The organism is Dactylosporangium sp. NPDC049140 (assembly GCF_040648435.1).
On record NZ_JBEZDS010000053.1, the window covers coordinates 17,153 to 41,006 of the forward strand.

Annotated in this window: 21 protein-coding genes and 1 pseudogene; 16 read left to right on the plus strand and 6 right to left on the minus strand. The window is 72.7% G+C overall.

The features are described from left to right. The first annotated feature begins 10 nt into the window (after nucleotides 1–10). Both AB0B76_RS48440 and AB0B76_RS48445 read left to right on the plus strand, forming a co-directional pair. Nucleotides 11–352, plus strand: coding sequence for a MoaD/ThiS family protein (locus AB0B76_RS48440; RefSeq protein ID WP_360389683.1), 342 nt, complete (start codon nucleotides 11–13; stop codon nucleotides 350–352). Next, entirely contained in the window at nucleotides 349–1,287 is a 939-nt protein-coding gene (locus AB0B76_RS48445; RefSeq protein WP_360389686.1) for a cysteine synthase, read from the plus strand. The genes AB0B76_RS48440 and AB0B76_RS48445 overlap by 4 nt, the downstream gene beginning before the upstream one ends. Here AB0B76_RS48445 and AB0B76_RS48450 read toward each other — a convergent pair. Continuing rightward, nucleotides 1,272–3,134 (minus strand): M48 family metallopeptidase, encoded by a 1,863-nt coding sequence (locus AB0B76_RS48450; RefSeq protein WP_360389689.1) that lies wholly within the window; start codon nucleotides 3,132–3,134, stop codon nucleotides 1,272–1,274. The genes AB0B76_RS48445 and AB0B76_RS48450 overlap by 16 nt on opposite strands. 264 nt (nucleotides 3,135–3,398) lie before the next feature. Here AB0B76_RS48450 and AB0B76_RS48455 point away from each other — a divergent pair, with 264 nt between their 5' ends. The 5 genes and pseudogenes from AB0B76_RS48455 (at nucleotide 3,399) to AB0B76_RS48475 (ending at nucleotide 8,961) form a co-directional block, all read left to right on the plus strand. After that, nucleotides 3,399–4,664 (plus strand): nucleotide disphospho-sugar-binding domain-containing protein, encoded by a 1,266-nt coding sequence (locus AB0B76_RS48455; RefSeq protein WP_360389692.1) that lies wholly within the window; start codon nucleotides 3,399–3,401, stop codon nucleotides 4,662–4,664. A gap of 85 nt (nucleotides 4,665–4,749) precedes the next feature. Beyond that, nucleotides 4,750–6,927 carry a GH92 family glycosyl hydrolase gene (locus AB0B76_RS48460; RefSeq protein WP_360389695.1) on the plus strand — a complete coding sequence of 726 codons (2,178 nt, stop codon included), beginning with the start codon at nucleotides 4,750–4,752 and terminating at the stop codon, nucleotides 6,925–6,927. Nucleotides 6,928–7,121: 194 nt separating this feature from the next. Next, nucleotides 7,122–7,961, plus strand: a pseudogene (locus AB0B76_RS48465) (discoidin domain-containing protein); the annotation flags it as partial. A gap of 73 nt (nucleotides 7,962–8,034) precedes the next feature. After that, nucleotides 8,035–8,436 carry a hypothetical protein gene (locus AB0B76_RS48470; RefSeq protein ID WP_360389698.1) on the plus strand — a complete coding sequence of 134 codons (402 nt, stop codon included), beginning with the start codon at nucleotides 8,035–8,037 and terminating at the stop codon, nucleotides 8,434–8,436. Between the two features lie 27 nt (nucleotides 8,437–8,463). After that, on the plus strand, nucleotides 8,464–8,961 hold the full coding sequence (locus AB0B76_RS48475) for a phosphoribosyltransferase (protein WP_360389700.1): 498 nt from the start codon (nucleotides 8,464–8,466) through the stop codon (nucleotides 8,959–8,961). A gap of 15 nt (nucleotides 8,962–8,976) precedes the next feature. Here AB0B76_RS48475 and AB0B76_RS48480 read toward each other — a convergent pair whose 3' ends face one another. Then, the gene (locus AB0B76_RS48480; protein ID WP_360389703.1) at nucleotides 8,977–10,026 is read right to left on the minus strand and encodes a LacI family DNA-binding transcriptional regulator; all 1,050 of its coding nucleotides are present in this window, start codon (nucleotides 10,024–10,026) and stop codon (nucleotides 8,977–8,979) included. Between the two features lie 239 nt (nucleotides 10,027–10,265). Between AB0B76_RS48480 and AB0B76_RS48485 the strand changes: the two genes are divergently transcribed. From AB0B76_RS48485 to AB0B76_RS48500, 4 genes are all read left to right on the plus strand, one after another. Further along, nucleotides 10,266–12,899: a glycoside hydrolase family 78 protein gene (locus tag AB0B76_RS48485; protein WP_360389706.1), complete on the plus strand. Its 2,634-nt coding sequence runs from the start codon at nucleotides 10,266–10,268 to the stop codon at nucleotides 12,897–12,899. Nucleotides 12,900–12,901: 2 nt separating this feature from the next. Continuing rightward, nucleotides 12,902–14,218 carry an ABC transporter substrate-binding protein gene (locus AB0B76_RS48490; RefSeq protein WP_360389709.1) on the plus strand — a complete coding sequence of 439 codons (1,317 nt, stop codon included), beginning with the start codon at nucleotides 12,902–12,904 and terminating at the stop codon, nucleotides 14,216–14,218. Then, nucleotides 14,212–15,069 (plus strand): sugar ABC transporter permease, encoded by an 858-nt coding sequence (locus AB0B76_RS48495; RefSeq protein ID WP_360389712.1) that lies wholly within the window; start codon nucleotides 14,212–14,214, stop codon nucleotides 15,067–15,069. The genes AB0B76_RS48490 and AB0B76_RS48495 overlap by 7 nt, the downstream gene beginning before the upstream one ends. Nucleotides 15,070–15,154: 85 nt before the next feature. After that, the gene (locus AB0B76_RS48500) at nucleotides 15,155–15,973 is read left to right on the plus strand and encodes a carbohydrate ABC transporter permease (protein ID WP_360389714.1); all 819 of its coding nucleotides are present in this window, start codon (nucleotides 15,155–15,157) and stop codon (nucleotides 15,971–15,973) included. A 43-nt stretch (nucleotides 15,974–16,016) separates the two neighbouring features. On the opposite strand, the gene AB0B76_RS48505 is transcribed toward AB0B76_RS48500, so the two are convergent. Further along, nucleotides 16,017–16,808 (minus strand): phosphotransferase, encoded by a 792-nt coding sequence (locus tag AB0B76_RS48505; RefSeq protein ID WP_360389716.1) that lies wholly within the window; start codon nucleotides 16,806–16,808, stop codon nucleotides 16,017–16,019. Nucleotides 16,809–16,983: 175 nt separating this feature from the next. Here AB0B76_RS48505 and AB0B76_RS48510 point away from each other — a divergent pair, with 175 nt between their 5' ends. Further along, nucleotides 16,984–17,370, plus strand: coding sequence for a hypothetical protein (locus AB0B76_RS48510; RefSeq protein ID WP_360389718.1), 387 nt, complete (start codon nucleotides 16,984–16,986; stop codon nucleotides 17,368–17,370). Between the two features lie 66 nt (nucleotides 17,371–17,436). Continuing rightward, nucleotides 17,437–17,670: a hypothetical protein gene (locus AB0B76_RS48515; protein WP_360389721.1), complete on the plus strand. Its 234-nt coding sequence runs from the start codon at nucleotides 17,437–17,439 to the stop codon at nucleotides 17,668–17,670. Between the two features lie 350 nt (nucleotides 17,671–18,020). On the opposite strand, the gene AB0B76_RS48520 is transcribed toward AB0B76_RS48515, so the two are convergent. Beyond that, on the minus strand, nucleotides 18,021–19,124 hold the full coding sequence (locus AB0B76_RS48520) for a hypothetical protein (protein ID WP_360389723.1): 1,104 nt from the start codon (nucleotides 19,122–19,124) through the stop codon (nucleotides 18,021–18,023). Between the two features lie 91 nt (nucleotides 19,125–19,215). Beyond that, nucleotides 19,216–19,782: an SET domain-containing protein gene (locus tag AB0B76_RS48525; RefSeq protein ID WP_360389726.1), complete on the minus strand. Its 567-nt coding sequence runs from the start codon at nucleotides 19,780–19,782 to the stop codon at nucleotides 19,216–19,218. Here AB0B76_RS48525 and AB0B76_RS48530 point away from each other — a divergent pair. From AB0B76_RS48530 to AB0B76_RS48540, 3 genes are read left to right on the plus strand one after another with little or no spacing between them, the layout of a single operon-like run. Next, nucleotides 19,724–20,569 carry an LLM class F420-dependent oxidoreductase gene (locus tag AB0B76_RS48530; RefSeq protein WP_360389729.1) on the plus strand — a complete coding sequence of 282 codons (846 nt, stop codon included), beginning with the start codon at nucleotides 19,724–19,726 and terminating at the stop codon, nucleotides 20,567–20,569. The two genes, AB0B76_RS48525 and AB0B76_RS48530, sit on opposite strands and share 59 nt — an antisense overlap. Then, nucleotides 20,566–21,660 carry a CaiB/BaiF CoA-transferase family protein gene (locus tag AB0B76_RS48535; RefSeq protein ID WP_360389732.1) on the plus strand — a complete coding sequence of 365 codons (1,095 nt, stop codon included), beginning with the start codon at nucleotides 20,566–20,568 and terminating at the stop codon, nucleotides 21,658–21,660. Before AB0B76_RS48530 ends, AB0B76_RS48535 begins: the two co-directional genes overlap by 4 nt. Nucleotide 21,661: 1 nt before the next feature. After that, nucleotides 21,662–22,807 carry an acyl-CoA dehydrogenase family protein gene (locus tag AB0B76_RS48540; protein ID WP_360389735.1) on the plus strand — a complete coding sequence of 382 codons (1,146 nt, stop codon included), beginning with the start codon at nucleotides 21,662–21,664 and terminating at the stop codon, nucleotides 22,805–22,807. A gap of 47 nt (nucleotides 22,808–22,854) precedes the next feature. Here AB0B76_RS48540 and AB0B76_RS48545 read toward each other — a convergent pair whose 3' ends face one another. After that, entirely contained in the window at nucleotides 22,855–23,775 is a 921-nt protein-coding gene (locus AB0B76_RS48545; protein WP_360389738.1) for an IclR family transcriptional regulator, read from the minus strand. Nucleotides 23,776–23,854 lie beyond the last annotated feature (79 nt).

Here is a 23,854-nt window from a genome sequence, read left to right on the forward strand (position 1 = left end):
TGGAGGGACCATGGCTGTCGAGGTTCGCATCCCCACGATCCTGCGCTCGTTCACGGCCGACGCGAAGGTGGTCGAGGGCCGCGGCGCCACCGTCGCCGAGCTCTTCACCGACCTGGAGACCCGGCACCGGGGCCTGCGCGACCGGCTCGTGACCGGCGAGGGCGCGCTGCACCGGTTCGTCAACGTGTACGTCAACGACGAGGACGTGCGCTTCCTGGGCGCGCTGGACGCGCCGGTGCACGACGGCGACCACGTCACCATCCTGCCCGCGGTCGCCGGGGGCGCCTGCGCCTTCGCCGCCGTCGCGGCGATGCACGGCATCGACCTGGCCTCGACGGGGATCGGCGGATGACCCGCTACGACTCGCTGCTGGACGCGTGCGGGGAGACGCCACTGATCGGCCTGCCGCGGCTCTCCCCGCGGCCGGGCGTCCGGCTGTGGGCGAAGCTCGAGGACCGCAACCCGACCGGCAGCGTCAAGGACCGGGCCGCGCTGTGGATGGTGCGCGAGGCCGAGGCGGCCGGGCGGCTGCGGCCCGGCGATACGCTGCTGGAGCCGACGAGCGGCAACACCGGCATCGCGCTGGCGATGGTGGCGAAGGTGCGCGGCTACCGGCTGGTGTGCGTCATGCCGGAGAACGTGTCGGCCGAGCGGGCGGCGCTGCTGCGGATGTACGGCGCCGAGGTGATCCGCTCCCCGGCGGCGGGCGGGTCGAACCGGGCCGTGGCGATGGCCCGCGAGATCGCCGGCGACCACCCGGACTGGGTGCTGCTGCACCAGTACAGCAACGCCGCCAACGCCCGCGCCCACTTCGAGTCCACCGGACCCGAGCTGCTGCGGGACCTGCCCACCATCACGCACTTCGTGGCGGGGCTGGGCACCACGGGCACGCTGATGGGCGTCGGGCGGTACCTGCGTGAGAAGGCGCCCGGCGTCCAGGTCGTCGCGGCCGAGCCGCGCTACGGCGAGCTGGTCTACGGCCTGCGCAACATCGACGAGGGCTACGTGCCGGAGCTGTACGACCCGGAGGTGCTCACCCGGCGCTTCTCGGTCGGCACGGCCGACGCCCTGCGCCGCACCCGCGAGCTGCTCGAGGCCGAAGGGGTCTTCGCCGGTCTCTCCACGGGTGCGGTACTGCACGCCGCGCTGTCGGTCGCCGAGCGGTGCACGACGGCCGACATCGCGTTCCTCGTCGCCGACGGCGGCTGGAAGTACCTGTCCACGGGCGCCTATGAGGGCACCCTGGACGAGGCCGCGGCCGCCCTCGGCGGTCAGCTCTGGGCGTGAGTCTCGGCGAGGTAGGGGTTGAGGGCGGCCGCGAGCAGCTCGCGGTCGTTCTTGTCCAGGGACTCGCCGGTCCACGTCTCGGCCAGCTCGATCGTCTCGCCGCTGTGCAGGGTCAGGCTCACCTTGATCGGCACGTTCTTCAGCACGGCCGCGGCGCGCACGTCCTCGTAGGCCACGAACCGGTGCCGCCGCGCCAGCTGCGCGACGGGCGCCGAGCGCAGGATCTCGACCAGGCGCTGCTTGCCGTGGTCGGTGGACTTCGGACCCGGCACCAGCAGCAGCCCGGTGTTGAGCAGGAGCACGTCGAAGTGCTGCTTGCCGGGCGCGTTCATGTTCGCGATGCCGCCGATGACCTCGGCCCCGTCGGCGGTCGCGACGGCCGACTGCTGCCGGACGGCGGTCACGTCGACGCCGAACTCCGCGAGCCGCCGCCGCGCCTCGGCCACCGTCTCCGGGGCGACCGCGAGCCGGGCGATCTCCATCGTCGGCAGCGCGGTGCCGTCGGGCCGGGCGAACGTGGCGCCGCCGGTCCACGAGTGCTTCCAGCGCCCGGCCCCGCCGCTGCGGGCGGCCAGCCCGATCGCGGAGTCGACCCGGTCGACCAGCAGCTCCCGCTGCTGCGGCGGGTCGCTGTGCGGCGCGACGGCGCGGCCCAGGTCCGCCGCCGCGCCCTGCTCGAGGATGTGCAGCACCAGCCCGAGATCGCCCTGCGGGGTGCCGGCCAGCCGGGCCGCGGCCCGGAAGAGCGCGTCGACGTCGCGCTGCGCCCCGGCCGCGATGCCGGCGTCGGTGAGCTCGTCCCACGGCAGCAGCGTCTTGTCCTCGATGTTCATTGCGGCCCGCTGGAGCCGCTGGGCGAGCATCGCCGGGTCGCCGAGCAGCACCGCGGCGGGGCGCTCGTCGGCCGGGACGCCCGGGTCGGGCATGGCCTGCATGGCCCGGATGCGGTCGGCGATCGGCGGGTGCGAGTCCCAGCGCGACTTCTTCTCCTCCGGGGCGTTGTCGCGCAGCTCGGCCAGCTGGCCGGAGCGCCCGCGCAGCAGCAGGGCGAAGCCGCCGAAGACGTCGCGCGGGGCGAGCTTGGCGTCCCAGCCGATGGTGACGTACCGCCCGACGAAGAAGTTCCACGCCGTGTCCACGACCGCGAGGTCGCGCATCGAGCTCACCGCGGCCGCCCGGCCCGCGACCCGCACCGAGAACTCGTCGGCCTCGTACTCCATACGCCGGCTCACCGCCTGCTCGACGAGGATGTAGAGCCGCGCGTAGGTGCGGAACACGAACCCGGCGATGCTGGACGGCCCGACCTGCACGATGGTCTGCACGATCGCCATCCGGCCCCGGTGGGCCAGGGCGCCGAGCTTGGTGTGGCTGCCGGAGTAGTGGCCCAGCTCGTGGGCGAGCACCGAGCGCACCTGGGCGACGGTGAACGCCTGCAGCAGCGGCAGGCCGACGTACATGATCCGCCGGCCCCCGGCCAGGCCGAGCAGGCGCGTCTGCTCGGCGACCGCGGCGTTGACGTCCGGGATGAGCCGGATCTCGTCGGGGGCCCGGGTGCCGACCTGGTGCGCGAGCTCGTGCGCGGTGTCCCAGAGCCCGCGCGCCTCGTGCGGGGCGAGCGGCAGCCCCTCGGGCTCGCCGGGCTTGGCCGTCAGGATCTTCCAGAACGCGACGACGATGCCCACCGCGATCGCGATGGTGAGGAAGGCGAGCTTGCCGGCGGCCGCGCCCGGGTGCTCGCTCCACAGCCAGACCGTGAGCCAGCCGAGCCCGGCGATGAGCCCGACGGCGAGCAGGTAGAACCCGGCGAGCAGCGCGACCGAGATGGCGGCCCGGATCGTCGTCTTCATGGCGTTCGTCCCCCGTATGTGTGAGCGGTTCACATTATGCGCAGCCGGGGGGCGGCTGTCTGTCCCACGACCGGGAGTCACACAAGGTCATCGGCCCGCGACGGGTGGCCGGAAGGTCATCGGCCTCCCGGCACCACGTCGATCACCGCGGTGGTCAGGGTCGGCGACTCGGCGGACGTGCTCGACCTCGACTGGTTCAAGTTCGTCTGATACGCGACAGGGCCGGCGCCGAACCGCGGCGCCGGCCCGGCCGTGTCCGTGGGCATGTCCCACTTCGTGTTCGCGTCGATGCCCAGCGCGGGCCACACCGACCCGCTCAAGCCGATCGCGTGCGCCCTCACCGGGGCCGGTCACACCGTCGACTGGTACGCCGGGCGCCGCTTCCGGGCCGGCGTCGAGGCCACCGGCGCCACGTACCGGCCGATGCACGCCGAGCTCGACGCCCCGCCCGTGCGGTCCGGCCGGACCGGGCTGGACGGCATCCGCTGGGACCTCAAGCACCTGTTCCTGGATCCGGTACCGCGCCAGCTCACCGAGCTCGACCGGCTCGTCGCGCACACCCGCCCCGCGGCCGTCGTGGCCGACATGGGCTTCGTCGGCGCCGCCGTGCTGCATGAGCTGACCGGCGTCACCTGGATCTCGGTCGGCATCTCGCCGCTGCCGATCCCGAGCCGCGACACCGCCCCGTTCGGCACCGCCCTGCCCCCGTCGGCCACGCCGCTGGGCCGGGTCCGCAACCGCCTGCTGTACACGCTGATGGACCGCGTCGTCCTGCGCGACGTCGGCCGGCACTGGCAGCGGATCCGGGCCCGGGTCGAGCTGCCGCCGTCGCGCACCTCCCCGCTGGCCGGCATCTCGCCGCGGCTGCACCTGCAGAACGGCGTCGCCGAGTTCGAGTACCCGCGCTCCGACCTGCCCCCGCAGGTCCGCTTCGTCGGCTCCCTGGCCGGCGACCCCGGCACCGCGTTCGACCCGCCGCCGTGGTGGCCCGACGTGGTCTCCGGCGACCGGCCGGTCGTCCACGTCACCCAGGGCACGGTGGCCAACGACGACCTCGGCGCGCTCGTCACCCGCACCGTCCGCGTGCTCGCCGGCGACGACGTGCTCGTGGTCGCGACCACCGGCGGCGCCGACCCGGCGGTGCTGGGCCCGCTGCCGGCCAACGCCCGCGCGGCCGCGTTCGTGCCGCACCGGGACCTGCTGCCGTACACCGCGGCGATGGTGACCAACGGCGGCTACGGCGGCGTGCAGACGGCCCTCGCGCACGGCGTCCCGCTCGTCGTCGCCGGCGCCACCGAGGACAAGCCCGAGGTCGCGGCCCGCGTCGCGCACGCGGGGGCGGGGATGCGCCTGCGCTCGGCGGCGCCGTCCGACCCGGAGCTGCGCGCGGCGATCCTGCGCGTGCTCGGCGAGCCGTCGTACCGGCGCGGCGCCGGCCGGCTGCGCGACGCCTACGCCCGCATCGACACGCCGGCCGAGCTTGTCCGGCTCGTGGAGGGCGTCGTCCGCCCGTCAATTGTCAAGTATTGACAGATCTCCCTGGGATGGGAGAACCTTCACGAGCGTCGATTTCGGCGGTCGGCGGCCACTCACCTGGTTGATCGATCGGAGCGACGTGAGAAGGCTGCTCTGCAACGTCCTGGCCGCGGCATGCGCCGCCGCCGTCACCGTGACCGCCCTCGGCGCGCCCGCCCGGGCCGCCGTACCCGCCGACCTCACTGGTCTCGTGAACCCGCTGATCGGGACGCAGAAGGAGGGCAACACGTTTCCCGGTGCGGCGCTGCCGTTCGGGATGGTGCAGGCCAGCCCCGACACCGGCTGGGGGACCGGGTACAACTACGACCACACGAAGGTCTGGGGCTTCTCCCAGACGCACCTGTCCGGCGTCGGCTGCCCCGTCGCCGGTGAGGTGCCGCTCATGCCGACCGTCGGCGCCGTGAACAGCAGCGACCCGAACACCTACGGGCAGGCGCTCAACCACGGCCAGGAGCAGGCCACCCCGGGCTACTACCGGCTCGGCCTGCCCAGCGGCGTCACCGCCGAGCTGACCGCGACGCTGCGCAGCGGCTGGCAGCGGTACACCTTCCCGGCCGGCACCGAGTCCAACGTGCTGTTCAACACGGCCCAGGCGCGCGGCCAGGCGACGGGCGCGAGCACCTCGAGCGTGTCCATTGTGGGCAGTGACACCGTCGAGGGCTCGGTGACCGTGAGCGGCTTCTGCGGCTCGTCGCCGGCGCACACGGTCTACTTCACCGCCCAGTTCGCCCGGCCGTTCGCGTCGTTCGGCACCTGGTCCGGCTCGACGTTCACCGGCGGCTCCCGGTCCTCGTCGGGCAGCGGGGCCAAGGGCGGCTGGGTGCGCTTCGACACCACCGCCGACCGCGGCGTCACGGTGAAGGTCGGGCTGTCCTACACCGGCCTGGCCGGGGCGCGGGCCAACCTGAGCGCGGAGACGTCGGCGGCGGGCTTCAGCTTCGACACGGTACGCCAGGCCGCCCACGACACCTGGAACGCCGAGCTGCACAAGGCCGAGGTCGACGGCGGCACCATGGACCGGCAGGTCGCCTTCTACACGTCGCTGTACCACTCCCTGCTGCACCCGAACCTGGCCGGCGACGTCGACGGCAGCTATCGCGGCTTCGACAACGCCGTGCACACCGCGTCGGGCTACACGCCCTACCAGACGTTCTCGCTCTGGGACACCTACCGCGCCCAGAACCAGCTCGTGGCCCTGCTGGAGCCCCAGGTGGCGCGCGACTCGGCGCTGTCGCTGCTCGCCGTGGACCGCGAGCTCGGCTGGCTGCCGCGGTGGGCGCTGGACAACACCGAGACGAACACCATGACGGGCGACCCGGTGACCCCGTTCCTCGTCGACCTGTGGTCGCGCGGGCTGCTGTCCGGCTACGAGGAGCAGTTCTACACCGCGCTGCGCAAGAACGCGCTCGGCACCCCGCCCGCCGCGACCGGGCTCAACGGCCGCAACGGCAACCCGTACTTCACCGCGCTGGGCTACGTGCCGACCGGCGTCACGTGCACCCCGACCAACCAGTTCGACCACGACTGCCAGTACCCGAGCTCGGCCACCCTGGAGTACGCCGCGGCCGACTCGGCGCTGTCCATCATGGCCCGGGCCCTCGGCCACACTGCCGACGCGGACGCGCTCGCCGCGCGGGGCCAGAACTACCGGAACCTGTTCGACCCGTCGATCGGGTTCTTCCGGCCGCGCAACGCCAACGGGGTCTTCGCGCCCACGTACTCGCCGACCGACGGCGCGCACACGTTCCACGAGGCCGGCGCGTACCAGTACCAGTGGCTCGTGCCGCAGGACCCCGACGGCCTCGTCGGGCTGCTCGGCGGCAAGGCGGCCGCGAACACGCGGCTCGACCAGTTCTTCGCGTACAGCGACCTGCTGAGCGACCCGTCCGGCACCGCGCACACCAAGTGGGTCAACGGCGCCTACGACTACTACAGCTTCACCACCTACAACCCCAACAACGAGCCGGACCTGCTGGCGCCCTACACCTACCTGTGGACCGGCCAGCCCTACAAGACGGCGACGGTGCTGCGGGCCGCGTACACCCTCTTCGCCAACGGCCCCAACGGCGTCACCGGCAACGACGACCTCGGCACCATGTCCGCCTGGTACGTCTTCGCCTCTCTCGGCCTGTACCCGCTGATGAACGGCGCGAACTTCTACGGCGTCAGCACCCCGCAGTTCCCGTCGGCGAAGGTGACCGTGGGCGCGTTCGGGTCCCAGCAGGGCGGCACGATCACCATCGCGGCCCCGGCGTGAGCGACGCGAGCCGCTACATCGGCACCGCCACGCTCGGCGGCACCGCCTTCACCCGCACCTGGCTCTCGCAGGCCGACATCGCCCACGGTGCATCCCTCAACTACGGCGTCACCGGTACCCCGGGCGCCTGGGGCACCGGCGCGGGGGACACGCCACCGTCGGCGAACCACACGACCCCGCCGGCCGCCCAGCCGAACCTGGCCCAGGGCAGGGCCGCGACCGGCTCGGCCCCGTGTGCGGCGACGGAGGGCCCGGACAAGGCCGTGAACGGCAGCGTGACCGGCGGCAACCCGGACAAGTTCTGTTCCGGGGCGGCCGGGGCCTGGGTGCAGGTCGACCTCGGCTCCGCGCAGACGCTGAACCGGCTCGTGGTCAAGCACGCGGGCGCCGGCGGGGAGCAGGCCGCGTACAACACCAGGGCCTTCACCATCCGGACGTCGGCCGACGGCAGCACGTGGGCGACCCCGGTGACGGTCACGAACAACGCGGACCCCGTGACGACGCACCAGATCGCGGCCACCACGGCGCGCTACGTCCGGATCGACGTGACCACCCCGACCCAGACGTCGGACACGGCCACGCGCATCTACGAGCTGGAGGCGTACGGGCCGTCGCTTACCAACTTCGCGCTGAACCACCCCGCGACGGGCTCCGCCGCGTGCGCGGCGACGGAGGGCCCGGACAAGGCGGTGAACGGCAGCGTGACGGGCGGCAACGCCGACAAGTTCTGCTCCCTGGCGGCGAACGCGACGCTGCAGGTGGACCTGGGCGCGGTCCGGTCGATCGGCCGCTTCGAGGTCGCCCACGCCCAGGCCGGCGGCGAGTCGGCGGACTGGAACACGAAGGCCTTCACCATCGACGTGTCGGCCGACGGCACCACGTGGACCAGGGCCGTCACCGTCACGAACAACACGGCGGCGAACACGGCCCACCCGGTCGCCGTGTCCGGCCGGTACGTCCGCCTGACCGTCGCCACCCCGGCCCAGACGACTGATGCAGCGACACGCATCTATGAGTTTCGCGCCCTGGGGTGAGTGGCCGGGTGATTCGTCTGCTCACCCGTCCGCGCCGGGTTCGGCGCGCTCCGGCCGGGCTTACCGTCGATGTATGCCTCCCGAACTCGTTCGCCCTTACGTGCGGGTGATCCCCATCGCCCACATCCCGCCGGCCCCACCGCGGCGCTCCACGGTTGCGCCGCGCCCCGTACCGCCCATGTACCGCCCGCGCCACGACGTGGTGACGCGGTCCGTTCCGTCCAACCCACCGCAGCGGTCGTCCCGGCGGCGTACCAGCCGCCGGGCTCCGGCCCTCGCTTGGGGCGCGCTGCTGATCACCCTGGCGACCGCGTCGGTCGCCCTGCGCCCGGACGTGAGCGAGCCGACGGCCCAGGCCGCGGAGTTCGGCCACCTGGAGACGGCGCTCCTGCCGGCCCCGCACGCGGAGGGGATCGCCCAGCGCACCTCGACGCCGCCCCGCCCCGACGCGCCCACCCGCCGCGCCAAGCCCTGAGTTCACGCGGCCGGGCTATGCTGCCCCATGCAGCAGCACGAACGCGAGGTGCTCGACTGGCCGACCTTCGGCCGGGCGGCCCGCGAACTGGCCCAGGCCATCGCCGACGACGCCTTCCGCCCCGACCTCGTCCTGAGCGTGGCCCGCGGCGGCCTGCTCGTGGCCGGCGCGCTGAGCTACGCCCTCGACGTCAAGAGCATCCACATGCTCAACGTCCTGTACTACACCGGCGTCGACGAACGCCTCGACGCCCCGGTCATCCTGGACCCCCGGCCCGACCTCGCCGACCTGGCCGCGGCCCGGATCCTGATCGCCGACGACGTCGCCGACACGGGCGCCACGCTGGAGGTCGTGCGCGACTTCTGCGCCGGGCGCGTGGCCGAGGTGCGCTGCGCGGTGCTGTACGAGAAGCCCGGCTCGACCGTCACCTGCGACTACGTGTGGCGGCGGACCGATCGCTGGATCAACTTCCCGTGGTCTAGCCTGCCGCCGGTGACCGACCCGGCGGCCCCGGTGACCGGCTGACGTCCCGGGGCGGTCTCAGGCCGGCGGGGGAGCGGTGCTGCGGCGCGGGATCAGCGTCGGGGACAGCGACATGAGCACCGACCGGCGGCGCTTGCCCTCGATCCGCTCCAGCAGCAGCCGCGCCGCGTTCGCGCCCATCAGGCGGCCGTCCTGGTCGACGCTCGTCAGCGAGATCGGGCCCATCGCCGCGACCGTCGTGTTGTCGTAGCCCGCGACCGAGATGTCCTCGGGGATGCGCAGCCCGGCCTCGTACACCGCGTTGAGCACGCCGATCGCCGCGACGTCCGCGCCCGCGAAGATCGCCGTGGGGCGCGACGGGCGGGCCAGCAGCTCGCGGGCCGCGGCGTAGCCGCCCTCCTCGCTGTACGTCGACGGCACGACGTCCACCTCGTCGCCGAGGCCGTTGCGGTCCATCGCCTGGCGGTACCCCTCCGCCCGCACGGTCTGCGGCATCGTGGTCGGGATGCCCCGGGTCGCGTCGCGGTGCTCGATGTGCGCGATGCGCCGGTGGCCCAGGCCGCACAGGTGGTCCACGATGAGGCCGGCCCCGGTGATGTCGTCGTCGACCACCGCGTCGAACTCCGCCGAGCGGCCGTGGCGGCCGATGACGACGGTCGGGATCGTGCGCGCGGTGGCCTCCAGCTGGCTCCGCGGGAGTACCGGCGCGATCATGATGAGGCCGTCCATCCGCCGGTCGATCATGGCGTCGGTGATGCGGGCCTGCGACTCGGGCGTGCTCCCGCCCGGGCCGAGCAGCGCCTGGTAGTCGGTGCCGGCGAAGTGCTCGCCGATGCCCTCGATGAGCTCGGGGAAGAACGGGTTGCGCAGGTCGGGGATGAGCACGCCGATGGTGTACGTCTGGCCGCGCATGCCCCGCGCGGCGGCGTGCGGGCGGTAGCCGAGCTCCGCGATCGCCGCCCGGACCCGCTCCTGCATCGCCGGGCTGACCCCGTAGGCGTTGCGCAGCACCTTCGACACCGCCGCCGTGGACACGTTGGCCCGGCCGGCGACGTCGGCGATGGTCGCCCGCCGGGCCGCCGGTTCCGCCGAGGGGTCCGCTGCCATCCGCTGTTCTCCTTCGGGCCGGATGTGTAGAACGAACTACACCTGCGAGAAGTCTAGCCAGGCCCACGGAGTGCCCGGCGAGTGGACATTGGTCTACGAAATCCGGCACATCCACGCGCTTGACAGCCCATTGGCTCGGGCTCAACATGTGGAGAACGCTCTACGAAATCCCATTGACGCTGCACACCCTCCCGGCTCTTTGCCGGAGCGTTGAATCGTTTCAGAAGCGAGGCCGCCCCATGCGCGTAGTCGAACTCCGGGCCGAGCACGTCCGGGAACCCCTCGGACTGGGCTCGGCCCGCCCCCGCCTGTCCTGGCGGCTGGAGACCGACGTCCCCGGCGCCACCCAGGTCGCCTACGAGCTCACGGTGGGCGAGCACTCCACCGGCCGCGTCGAGTCCCCGGACCAGGTGCTCGTGGCCTGGCCGGCGCCGCCCCTGGCCTCCCGCGAGGCCCGCGCGGTGACCGTCCGCGTCTGGACCGGCCCCGAGGACTCCGCGACGAGCGATCCGCTCCGGGTCGAGGCGGGCCTTCTCGATCCGCGCGACTGGCGGGCCGCGCTCATCGGCGGCGAGGCCCGGCCCGGCGACACGGACGGCCCGGCGATCCTGCTCCGCCGCGAGTTCGAGCTGCCCGCCGAGCCGGTCCGGGCGCGGCTCTACGCGACCGCGCACGGCGTGTACGAGCCGGAGCTCAACGGGGCCACCGCCGGCGACCACGTCCTCGCCCCGGGCTGGACCAGCTACCACCACCGCCTGCGGTACCAGACGTACGACGTCACCGGGCAGCTGCGCGCCGGGCGCAACACGATCGGCGCCTGGCTCGCCGAGGGCTGGTACGCCGGCCGCCTGGGCTTCCGCGGCGGCCGCCGCGGCGTCTACGGCGACCGTCCCGCGGTCGCGCTGCAGCTCGAGGTGGCCTGCGCCGACGGCTCCACCCACGTCATCGCCACCGACGGGGAGTGGCGGGCCGCGCCGAGCCCGATCACCGCGACGGGGCTGTACGACGGGGAACGGTACGACGCCCGCCGGGAGGAGATCGGCGCACACGAGTGGGGGCCGGTGACCGAGCGGCCGCTGGACGCTTCCCGGCTGGTCGCGCCGGACGGCCCGCCGGTGCGCCGCACGGAGGTCCTGCGCCCGGTGTCGGTCCGGCGGACCGGCGACGGCCGGACGATCCTCGACTTCGGCCAGAACCTCACGGGCCGCCTGCGCATCCGGGTCGAGGGCGAGCGCGGCGCGACCGTCGTGCTGCGCCACGCCGAGGTGCTGCAGGACGGCGAGCTGTACACCCGCCCGCTGCGCGAGGCCGAGGCGCGGGACGAGTACATCCTGCGCGGGGGCGGACCGGAGACGTGGGAGCCCCGCTTCACCGTGCACGGCTTCCGGTACGCCGAAGTCGCCTCAATTACACATGCCTCGTCGGTGGAGACGGGGTCGGCCGGCGCCGGCTCGGTTGAGTCCGAAGTGGACGCCGAGGCCGTGGTCTGCCACACCGACATGACCCGCACCGGCTGGTTCGACTCGTCCGACCCGCTGCTCAACCGCCTGCACGACAACGTGGTGTGGAGCATGCGCGGCAACTTCCTCGACGTGCCCACCGACTGCCCGCAACGCGACGAGCGGCTGGGCTGGACCGGCGACCTCGCCGTGTTCGCGCCGACCGCCGCGTTCCTCTACGACTGCGCCGGCCTGCTCACCTCCTGGCTGGCCGACCTCGCGGCCGAGCAGGCGGAGCTGGGCACCGTGCCGTTCTACGTGCCGTGGGTGGAGCTGCTCGGCCCGTCGCTGCCGGCCGCGGTCTGGGGCGACGCCGCGGTCGTCACCCCGTCGGTGCTGCACGAGCGCTTCGGCGACGCCGGGATACTGCGGCAGCAGTACCCGAGCATGCGCGCCTGGGTCGACCAGGTCGCGGCGCTGTCCGGCGAGCACCGCCGGTGGGACTCCGGGTTCCAGTTCGGCGACTGGCTCGACCCGGCCGCCCCGCCCGAGCAGCCGGCCGCCGCGCGCACCGACCCGCACCTGGTGGCCACGGCCGCCCACGCCGACAGCGCGCGCCGGCTGGCCCACATCGCCGCCGTGCTGGGCGAGGACGGCGACCGGGAGCGGTACCTAGCGCACGCCAACGCCGTGGCCGAGGCGTTCAACGACGAGTTCGTGACGCCGAGCGGCCGCCTGGCCAGCGATGCCCAGACCGCGTACGCCATGGCCCTGACCACCGGGCTGCTCGCGAAGGAGGAGCAGCGGGAGCGGGCCGGGCGGCGGCTCGTCGAGCTGGTGCGGGCCGAGGATTACCGGGTCGGCACCGGGTTCGCCGGGACGCCGCTCATCTGCGACGCGCTGACCGGCGTCGGGGCCGCCGACGTCGCCTACCACCTGCTGCTGCAGCGCGAGTGCCCGTCCTGGCTCTACCCGGTGACGATGGGCGCCACCACCATGTGGGAGCGCTGGGACAGCCTGCTGCCCGACGGCACCGTCAACCCGGGCGAGATGACCTCGTTCAACCACTACGCGTTCGGCGCGGTCGCCGACTGGCTGCACCGCACCGTCGCCGGGCTCGCCCCGGCCGCGCCCGCGTACCGCCGGATCCTCGTCCGGCCCCGCCCCGGCGGCGGCCTCGAGCACGCCGAGGCGGTGCACGACAGCCCGTACGGCCGGATCCGGGTCGGCTGGCGGCGCGCGAACGGACAGCTGAACGTGCACGTATCCGTTCCGCCCGGGGTCACCGCCCGGGTCGAGCTGCCCGCCCCGGGCTGGGCGCCGGTCGAGGCCGGGCCGGGCATCCACGAGTACACCTGCGATTTCCGCGCCCCGGCCGACGACCCGCCGCCGGTCCGGGACGCACACCCCTTCAACACCCCCGAGAAGGAGTAGCCATGATGCAACGACGACACCGCCTGGTCGTCGCGCTGACCGCGACCGTGGGCGCCCTGGTGCTCAGCGGCTGCAGCGCCGGTGACCTCGGCTCCAGCGACAGCGGCGACGGCACGACGCTGTCCTTCCTGTCCGACAACTCCGACGCGAGCCTCAAGACCGCGCAGGGCCTGGCCGACGCCTTCAACGCCAAGAAGACCGGCGTCACCGTCAAGGTGGAGACGCGCCCGCAGGGCACCGAGGGCGACAACATCGTCAAGACGCGGCTGTCCACCGGCGACATGACCGACGTGTTCATGTACAACTCCGGCTCGTTGTTCGCCGCGCTCAAGCCCGAGCAGAACCTCGTGCCCGTCGACGACCAGTCGTACGCCGGCGACCTCGACGCGACGTTCAAGTCGACCGTGTCGGCCGGGAACAAGCTCTACGGCGTGCCGTTCGGCGGCGCGACCGGCGGCGGCGTCCTCTACAACAAGGCCGTGTTCGCCAAGCTGGGCCTGCAGGTGCCGAAGACCTGGGCCGACTTCATGGCCAACAACGCGAAGATCAAGGCGGCCGGGATCGCGCCGGTCGTGCAGACCTACCAGGACACGTGGACCTCGCAGCTCATCGTGCTCGCCGACTTCCACAACGTGGCCGCGGCCCAGCCGGACTTCGCCGAGCAGTACACCGCGGGCAAGGCCAAGTACGCGACCACCCCGGCCGCGCTGAAGAGCTTCCAGCGCCTGCAGGACGTGCACGACCAGGGGTACCTCACCAGCGACTTCGCCTCCACCAAGCTCGAGGCCGGCATCAAGCACCTCACCGACGGCACGGGCGCGCAGTACCCGATGCTCACGTTCGCCGTCGGCACCATCGCGTCGCAGTCCCCCGAGAAGATGAACGACATCGGCTTCTTCGCCCTGCCCGGCGACGACGCGGCCAGGAATGGTCTCACTGTGTGGGAGCCGGCCGGGGTGTACATCCCGAAGACGACGACCGCCAAGAAGCTCGACGCGGCCCGGAAGTTCCTCGCCTTCGTCGCGAGCAAGGACGGTTGTGACGCGATGGCCAAGGCGACGACCCCGTTCGGGCCCTTCCTGGTGAAGGGGTGCACCCTGCCGTCCGACGTGGCCGCCCCGATCAAGGACATGCAGCCGTACTTCGACAGCGGCGCCAACAGCCCCGCGCTCGAGTTCCTCTCCCCGGTCAAGGGCCCGTCGCTCGAGCAGATCACCGTCGAGGTCGGCTCCGGCATCCGCAAGGGCGCCGACGGTGCCGCGCTCTACGACCAGGACGTGAAGAAGCAGGCCCAGCAACTGGGACTGCCCGGATGGTGAGACGGGCCTACTCGTACTGGTTCTACATGCCGGCCGCGCTCGTCTACGGAACCCTGTTCCTGGTCCCGACCTTCGCCTCGTTCTACTTCAGCCTCACCCGCTGGAGCCTGTTCGACGCGCAGTTCATCGGCCTGGACAACTTCCGGCAGTTCTTCGACGAGCCCGCGCTGGTGAAGGGCTTCACCAACACCATCATCTACGCGGTCGTCACCTCCGGCCTGAAGGTGGTGCTGGGCCTGCTCCTGGCGGTGCTGCTCACCTCGCAGCTGTCCGCCCGCGGCTACCTGCGCTCGGTCGTGTTCTTCCCGGTCCTCGTCAGCACCATCGGCGTCGGCCTCACGTTCACCGTGCTCATGGACCCGCAGCACGGGCTCATCAACAACGCGCTGGGGGCCGTCGGCATCGACGGCCCCGGGTGGCTCACCGACCCGCATTACGCGCTGCTGTCCGTGGCCCTCGTCGACGTGTGGAAGGGGATCGGCCTGGCCACGCTCATCTACATCGCGGGCATCGTGTCGATCCCGCAGGATTACTTCGAGGCCGCCCGCGTCGACGGCGCGGGCGCCTGGCAGAACTTCCGGCACCTCGTGCTGCCGCTGGCCCGGCCGGCCACGGTCACCGTGGTCATCCTGTCGCTGATCGGCGGCCTGCGCTCGTTCGACCTCATCTGGGCGATGACCCGCGGCGGCCCCGGCTTCACGTCGGACGTCATCGCGTCGGTCATCTACAAGCAGTACCAGGCGGGCTTCTACGGCCTGTCGACCGCCGGCAACGTCGTGCTGTTCCTGGTCGTGACCGCGCTGGTGGTGCCGCTGTACTGGTTCCTCAACCGCCGGGAGGTGGAACAGTGAACGGTCCGGAGCGCAGCGGAGGGGCCGTTCACCGGGGGCTCAGTGTGGGTCTCGCGCCGGTGCCGGAGCTTGCGGAGGTGCCGGCGTGAGGAAGCACCTGCTCGGCGGCGCCGCGATCCTCGCCTCCGGCGTGGTCTTCGTGGTCCCGTTCCTGTTCATCGTGCTCAACGCGTTCAAGGACCGCCGGGACGCCGCGCTGCCGGCGTTCAGCTGGCCCAAGCACGCGCAGCCGTGGCGCAACCTGGTCGACGTCGTCGAGGCGCGCGACTACATGCTGGTGATCGCGTTCATCAACAGCACCATCCTGACGGTCGTGAGCGTGTCGTGCATGGTCGTGCTGGCGGCGATGGTCGCCTTCGTCCTGCAGCGCCGCCGCAGCCGCTGGAACCGCCTCATCGACGTGCTGGTGCTGTCGGGCCTGATCATCCCTCCGGCGGTGGTCCCGACGATCTGGGTGCTGCAGGGCCTGGGCCTGTTCAAGACGATGGCCGGGCTGATCCTGGTGGAGATCGCCTTCGGCCTGTCCTTCAGCATCCTGCTCTTCCGCGCGTTCATCTCGACCATCCCGCGCGAGCTGGACGAGGCCGCGATCATCGACGGGGCGGGCCCGCTGCGCCTGTTCTTCCGGGTCGTACTGCCCCTGCTGCGCCCGGTGGCGGTGACGACGGTCGTGGTGCAGTCGGTCGCGGTGTTCAACGACTTCACGAACCCCTTGTACTTCCTGCCGGGCGACCAGAACGCGACCGTGCAGCTGACGCTGTACAACTTCTCGAGTCAGTACACGAGCCAGTACAACCTGCTGTTCATGAACATCCTGCTGATCACGATTCCGCCGTTGATCATGTACGTGTTCTTCAACCGCCAGATCGTGGCGGGCATGACGAGCGGCGCGGTGAAGGGCTGACCCGCCCGCGGTGAGCACGCGCAGCCCGGCCCGGCGCGACCGATCACGCCGGGCCGGCTGCGCGTCCGTCCCAGAACGCCTCCGGCAGGGCGGCCACCTCGGTGCCGGACCTCTCCAGGTCGGCGGCCCAGGGCAGCATGCGCCGGAAGACCGGCTCCCCGCCCTCGGCGAGCCGCCGGATCATCCCGACGTTGCGCTCGACCCGCCCGATTATCGCGCCGCGGATCGCGGCCCGGTCGCCGGTGTAGCCGTACGCGTCCAGGAGCAGGTGGAACCGCCGGCCCCGGTCGGCCGGGTCGGTGAAGCCGATCGTCTCCGCGAGCTCGGTCGTCAGCAGCGGCACCCAGGTCAGCGCCGAGAACGCCAGGTCGTCCTCGGGCCGGGCCGGGCTGGCGGTGTCCCAGTCGACGAACCCGACCAGGTCGTCGCCGTCCCATACCGCGTTCCACGGCGACGCGTCCAGATGGGCGATGAGCAGCCCCGGCTGCCATTGCCGGCCGGTGAACCAGACGGCGTCGCCGCCGGGCCGGAAGGCCGCGGTCGCGTCGTGCAGCCGGCGCAGCCACGCCCCGACCTGCCGGAGGGCGTGGTCGGAGCGCAACCACTCCGGCCACGGCCGGTCCTCGCCCAGGGTCTGGCCGGCCAGGAACGTCAGGCGTTCGCGGCCCTGGTCGTCGCGGCCGCGGGCGCGCGGAGCGCCGTCGAAGCCGGCGTCCTCCAGGTGACGCAGCACGCCGTGCACGGTTGCCGTCCACGGCTGCGCGGGGCGCCGGACCTCGTCGTCGACGCGCACGGCTCCGAAGCTGCGCCCGCCGGGCAGCCGTTGTTCGGTCATGCGCCGGTTCTATCGCGATCGGACCGCCGCGGCGAACGATTAACGGCCGGCGGATGGATGATCGGCCACGACGATCGGCCGGGTGGCCGAGCCCGCGGGTATGGAACCGCGGCGCGGGCATCGGTGCTGATCAGGGTCGGCGGCAAAGTGTGATGAATCGAGCACGGCGAGTGAGGTGACGACATGGCGGGGACGGCAACCCTGGCCGGGCTGCAGGCCGGCGACCACGTCTGCGTGCCGTACTGCGGCGCCGAGCTACGCACCGGGATCATGGAGGGGCTTCATCCGCTCGGCCCTCCACGACGGTGACAAGGTCATCTGCTGCACCGTCGGGGACGACCCCGGGGCCTTCGCCGCCGGGCTCGCCGCGAACGACCCGGGCATCGCCGAGGCGCTCACCGGCGGTCGGCTGGAGATCTACAGCGCGGCGCAGAGCTACCTCGCCGCCGGGCGGTTCGAGGTGCCGACCGGCACGATCGCCGACACCCGGGGCCGGCGCGCCTCCTACCTGCTCGGCGGGGTCACGCTCACCATCACGACGCTGCTGTACCGGCTCGCCTGACGCCTGCACGCCGGTTCGCGATCTGGCGCGCTGCGGTACCTGAAGTTCGACGGCGCGCTCGAGCCCGTGTTCGCCCGGGCCCAGGTGTGCAACGGCATCGGCACGCTCAGCGGGGCGCTCGGCGGCGCGTACGTCGCCCAGGCCACGAACGTCGGCGTGCCCTTCCGCGTGCGCGCGGGCCTGCTGCTGACGCTGACCGTGGTCGCCTGGCGGCTCATGCACGACATCGGCTTCACCCCGGCCCGCGGCGGGCGCCCGGGGCCGGGGCGGGCATCGGCTACTACGTGGCGTTCACGATGAAGCCGTACCTGCTCGACCTGGACGGCGACCGGGGCGGTGCTCAACGCCGCCGTCCTGGCCGGGCTCGGCCGGGCCGGGAGCGTGCCGTTCGCGCTGGCGATGATCGCCGCCTACAGCCTCCCCGTCCCGGCAGGCGTACCTCAACGACCTGGTCCCCGCCGGCCGCCGCGCCACCGTGCTGTCCTTCGACTCACTCGTCCGCTCCAGCGGCGGGATCGTGCTGCAGCCGGCGCTCGGCCGCGCGGCCGACGCGTGGGGCTACCCGCCGGCCTTCGTCCTCGCCGGCCTGCTCCAGATCCTGGCCCTGCCGTTCCTGGCGCGGGCGCGCCGGCACGAGCGGGACGGCGACGCTAGCCGAGCACCCGCCGGACGAACTGCTCGAACTCCGCGACCGAGTCGCCGATCCACACCATCCCGTGCTCGCGGATGATGAGCCAGTCGGTGGACTTGGCGCGCAGCTCGGCGAAGAACCGCCGGCCGGCCGCGAACTGTCCACACTCGACGGTGCCCGCGGTGACCAGCTCGCGGTGGTGCGGCCCGCGTGTCAGCTCGCGGTGGTGGAAGTGCACGATGAGCCGGGGCCGCCGCCCGTGCATGCTCAGCAGCGTGCTCAGCAGCAGATACTCGGGCGCGTCGGAACTGGGTAACCGCGGCCCGGTGTACGTCACCGCCCGCCGCCCCTCGTCGTAGGACGTGACGAGGTCGAAGTCGGCCGCCGTCATGAGCGTCTTGTCGGTGACGGTCTGCGACACGAACCAGTAGCCGTCGTGGGCGAACAGGATCGACCCGTCGGTCCACGGCTTGCGCTGCCAGAGCCGGTGCTCGCGGTGCAGCCGGGCCAACTCCGCGATCTCGCCGGCGTGCTCGGCGCCCAGCCGCCGCCACACCGCGGTGTCGGCCGGGTGGAGGCTGCGCGTCGGGGTGTACTTCACCCGGATCGTCTCGCCGATGACGTTGACGTACACGTCCTGCCAGGTGTTGGTCCGGATGCCGTGCCGCCGGTCGAGCTCGTCCGGGTAGAGCACGTTGATGTCGAGCTCGTCGCACAGCTCGGGCACGGCCGTGCGGGCCCGATCGTAGCCGGGGCGGTCGCTCCCGTCGGGTGCGAGCTCGTAGGCCGAGACGACGTTCGTGCGCACCCCGGCGGCGGCGAGCGCGGACAGGTACACCTTCTCGTCCCGGCTCATCAGCAGCGGGTCGGTCGGGCCGTAGACGACGTAGGTGATCAGGCCGGGTCGGGGCGCCGGGAGCCGCCCGAACGCGAGCGGCTCGACGGAGAGCCCGTGCTCGGACCGCAGCGCGCGGAAGGCGGGCCGGACGATCTCCCGTAACGCCCAGTCGCCGTGCCGCGACCGCGGGTTGATGACGTAGTAGCAGCGAACCTCGCCCGCTTCGCGCATGTGCCAGTAGTCGGATGCCTGCGCGTTGCCGGACGTTATCGCCGCAGTGACCACTCGGTTACTCTACATTGATCAAACGTCCCGGGCTGTCCACAGGATCCGAGTTCGCGACCCGTGCAGCCTTTGGCGACCGGTTTGACAGCCGTCAGCCGAGGTGCTGGTACGCGACCTGCCAGTTGCCCGCCACGACCCGCAGCAGCATCGTGAGGTGCCGGCTGCCGGACCGGGCCGAGCACAGCGCCTCCCAGCGCCCGGTCCCGACCAGCCACTCGACGTCGGTCAGCGCGGCCCCGGGGAGGGCGGCGAGGACCGCGGCCCGGCCCCGGAACACGGTGCCGTCCCGCCACAGCACGGCGTCGGCGTCGACGAGCTCGCCGTGCCGGTCCGGCTCCCGGGCGTACGCCTCCAGGAACGTGGCCAGCTCGCGGCCCGTCTCCTCGGTCGCGTCGATGGTGACCGCCTCGCCCGCGGCGATCGACCGCCGTGCCACGTCGCAGCCGCGCTCGAAGTCCTGGTAGCACGAGGGATCGTCGGCGTGGTTCACGAACCGGGCCGGCGCCGGGTACAGGTAGCGGCGGCCCCAGTAGCTGTGCACGAACAGGTCCTCGCCGGGCGGCAGCGCCGCGTAGCCGGCCGCATCGAGCTCACGAAACGTGTACAGCCGCAGCGCCGCCCTTCTCGCCCAGTCCGCGGCCGCCCTCGACGAGCTCACCGGCGGCCGGTTCGACCTCGGCCTCGGCGCCTCCGGCCCGCAGGTGGTGGAGGGCTGGCACGGCCTCGCGTTCGACAAGCCGCTGGCCCGCACCCGCGACGTGGTCGAGGTCTGCCGCAAGGTCTGGCGGCGCGAGGTGCTCACCCACGACGGCCGCACGCTGAACGTGCCGCTCCCGGGCGGGCTCGGCAAGCCGCTCAAGCTCATGACCCACCCGGTACGCCCGGCGGTCCCGGTCTGGCTGGCCAGCATCGGCCCGCGCAACGTACGCCTCGCCGCCGAGATCGCCGACGGCTGGCTGCCGTCGCTGTTCATCCCCGAGCTCGCCGACCGCGTGTGGGGCGACGACCTGCGGGCCGGCGCGGCGGAACGCGATCCGGCGCTGGCCCCGCTGCAGATCGCCGCGGGCGCCCACGTCGAGGTGACCGCCGACGACGCCGCCGCGGTGAGCGCGGCCCGCGACCGGGCCCGGCCGTCGCTGGCCCGGTACATCGGCGGCATGGGCGCGGCGTCGGCCAACTTCTACAACGACCTCGTCCGCCGGTACGGGTTCGAACGGGACGCCGAGGCGGTGCAGCGGCTCTACCTGGACCGCCGGCCCGCGGAGGCCGCCGCGGCGCTGTCGGACCCGCTGGTCGAGGCCCTGACCGTCTGCGGGCCGCCGTCGTACGTGCGCGACCGCCTCGCCGCCTACCGCGCCGCGGGCGTGACCAACTTCCGCGTGAACGTCAACGCCGGCTCCGACGGGCCGCGGGCCGTGGAGCGCCTGAAGGAGCTGACCCGATGACCGGTCCGTTGCGCGGGGTTCGCGTCGTCGAGCTGCTCGGGCTCGGGCCCGGCCCGTTCTGCGGCATGCTGCTCGCGGACCTCGGCGCCGAGGTGATCCGGGTCGAGCGTCCGGGCTCTTCAAAGGTCGACGTCCTTGGTCGTGGTCGCCGTTCGCTCGCCCTCGATCTGAAGAGCCCCGGCGCGGCCGCGACCGTGCTCGACCTGGTCGCCACCGCCGACGCGCTCATCGAGGGCTTCCGGCCCGGCGTCGCCGAGCGGCTCGGCGTGGGCCCGGAGGCCTGCCTGAAGCGCAACCCGCGCCTGGTGTACGGCCGGATGACCGGCTGGGGCCAGGACGGCCCGTACGCCGCCACGGCCGGGCACGACGTCAACTACATCGCGATCGCCGGGGCGCTCGGCGCGATCGGCCCCGCGGACGGCCCTCCGGTGCTGCCGCTGAACCTCCTGGGCGACTTCGGCGGCGGCGGCATGCTCCTGGCCGTCGGGTTGCTCGCCGCGCTGCTGCACGCCCGGGCGACCGGCGAGGGCCAGGTCGTCGACGCGGCCATCGTGGACGGCACCGCGACGCTTACCGCGCTCATCCACGGCCTGGTCGCGGGCGGGCGCTGGAACCCGGGCCGGGGCGGCAACTTCCTGGACGGCACGGCGCCGTACTACACCACGTACCGCTGCGCGGACGGCGCGTATGTGGCCGTCGGCGCGCTGGAGGACAAGTTCTGGGACGCGCTGCTCGACGGCCTCGGCCGGCCGTCGCTCTCGGAGGATCCAGCGTTCTTGTCGGATCGCACCGATCCCGCGCACTGGCCGGCCATCCGCGCCCGTCTCGCCTCGATGTTCGCCCAGCGGTCGCGCGCCGGCTGGATGGCCGTCTTCGAAGGCACCGACGCCTGCGTGAGCCCGGTCCACGAGCCGGCCGAGGCCGCGGCCGACCCACATCTTCGGGCGCGCTCCACCTTCGTCGACATCGCCGGCGTGGTACAGCCGGCGCCCGCACCCCGGTTCAGCGTGACCGTGCCGGATCTGCCGCACCCCGCCCCCGCCCCCGGCCAGGACTCCGCGTCCGTGCTCGCCGAACTCGGAAGGAACTGACATGCAGCGCACCGTCTACGGACCCGAGCACGAGGCGTTCGCCGAGGCCCTGCGCGCCTTCCTCACCAACGAGGTCGTGCCGCACATGGCCGAGTGGGAGGACGCCGGCGCCGTGCCCCGCAACCTCTACCGGCAGGTCGCGAAGATCGGCGTCACCGGCATCCAGGTCCCGGCCGAGTACGGTGGCGCCGGCGAACGCTCGTTTCTGTTCAACTGTGTCGTCACCGAGCAGATCGCCTACGCCCGCGCAACCCTGGGCGCACTGCGCGTGCACACCGACGTCGTCATGCCGTACGTGATGAGCTACGCCACCGCCGAGCAGAAGGCGCGCTGGCTGCCCGGGATGGCCGCCGGCGAGCTGATGTCGGCGATCGCCATGACCGAGCCCGGCACGGGTTCCGACCTGGCGGGCATGGCCACCACCGCGCGGCGTACCGACGAGGGCTGGGTCCTCAACGGCGCGAAGACCTTCATCAGCGGCGGCAGCCAGGCCGAGCTCATCGTGGTCGTGGCGCGCACGTCCCGCCCCGAGGACCGCCGCGGCGGCCTGTCCCTGCTGGTCGTCGAGGAGGGCATGCCCGGCTTCGCGCGCGGCAAGAACCTCAAGAAGCTCGGACTGCTCACCCAGGACACCTCGGAGCTGTTCTTCGACGACGTACTGGTGCCGCACGCGAACCTCCTGGGCGAAGAGGGAAAGGCGTTCCAGTACCTGGCGAGCAACCTCGCGCAGGAGCGGCTGTCCATCGCGGTCAACGCGCAGGCCCAGGCGGTAGCGGCGCTGGAGGTGACGCTGGCGTACGTCAAACAGCGCTCGGTCTTCGGCAAGCCCCTGGCGGGCTTCCAGAACACCAAGTTCGTCCTGGCCGACCTGGAGACGCAGGTGACCGCGGGCCAGGTGCTGGTGGACCGCGCCCTGGCCGACCACGAGGCCGGCGCCCTGTCCGCGCCGGACGCGGCGAAGGTGAAACTCTTCTGCACGGAGATGCAGGGCCGCCTGGTGGACGCGTGCCTGCAGCTGCACGGCGGCTACGGATACGTGCGCGAGTACGACATCTGCCGCCTGTACGCCGACGCGCGGGTGACGCGCATCTACGGCGGCACCAGCGAGGTGATGAAGTCCATCATCGCCAAGTCGATGGGCCTCTGACGCCGCGGGGCCGATGGGCCTTTGACGCCGCCGCGGTCCTGTCGGTCCTATCGGGTCGGGGCGAGCAGCGGGGTGATCGGCAGCCGTGCGGGGCCGCCGAGTTCGGCACTGAGCCGAGCGGCGGCCGTGACGACTTCGGCGGCGATGGCGGTCGCGTTGTCGGGTACGCCGCTGCCGGGCACCGAGACCCCGATCGCCCCGACCGGCCGGCCGCGGTGGTTGAACACGGCCGCCGCCGCACCCCACACGCCCGGCCAGCGATCGCCGGTCCCGCTGGCCCAGCCGCGCTGCGCGACGCCGACGAGCTCCTGGAACAACGCCTGGCGGGCCTGCGGCGTGTACGCGGTGACCGCCTGCGCCTCCACGATCTTCTCGATCTCGACCCGGGTGAGCCACGCGAGCACGGCGTGCCCGGTCACGGTCTCGAGGGCGCCGTAGTGGCCGCCGAGCGGGATGTGGGTGCGTACCGGCTTGTCGGGCTCGGCCTGCCCCGCGTACGTCAACCACCCGTCCTCGTAGGTGGCGAACACGACGGTCTCGTCGATACGCTCGGTGAGTTCGCGCAGAATACGATCGGTAGCCTTGTGTACCCCGATCGAATCGTTCACCGCACAGCCCAGCCGCCACATGAGCATCGTCGCGTGCCACTTGCGATCCTCGTCCTGCGCGGCAAACCCTTCATCGCGCATGAGCCGCAGCATCCGAAGCAACGTGGGCGGCGTCAGCCCGGTGATCGAGGACAGCCCGGAGAGCGTGATCGGCCCATGCTCACAGACAGCGGACAGAACGCGCAGCGTCCGGTTGATGGAACCGTCGGCAGCGGGCACCGAATTTCGCTGAGCGGAGTCCGATTTCACTGAGTCATCATACGCCCGCACGTGAGCCCCCCGCTGCCCCACGTTCACGATGCGCGTTACAACCACCCCGATTCCGCCCGACGCCATCCATGCGTCCGCGCGTCCGCTCATCCGCGCGTCCGCTCATCCGCGCGTCCGCTCATCCGCGCGTCCGCTCATCCGCGCGTCCGCTCATCCGCGCGTCCGCTCC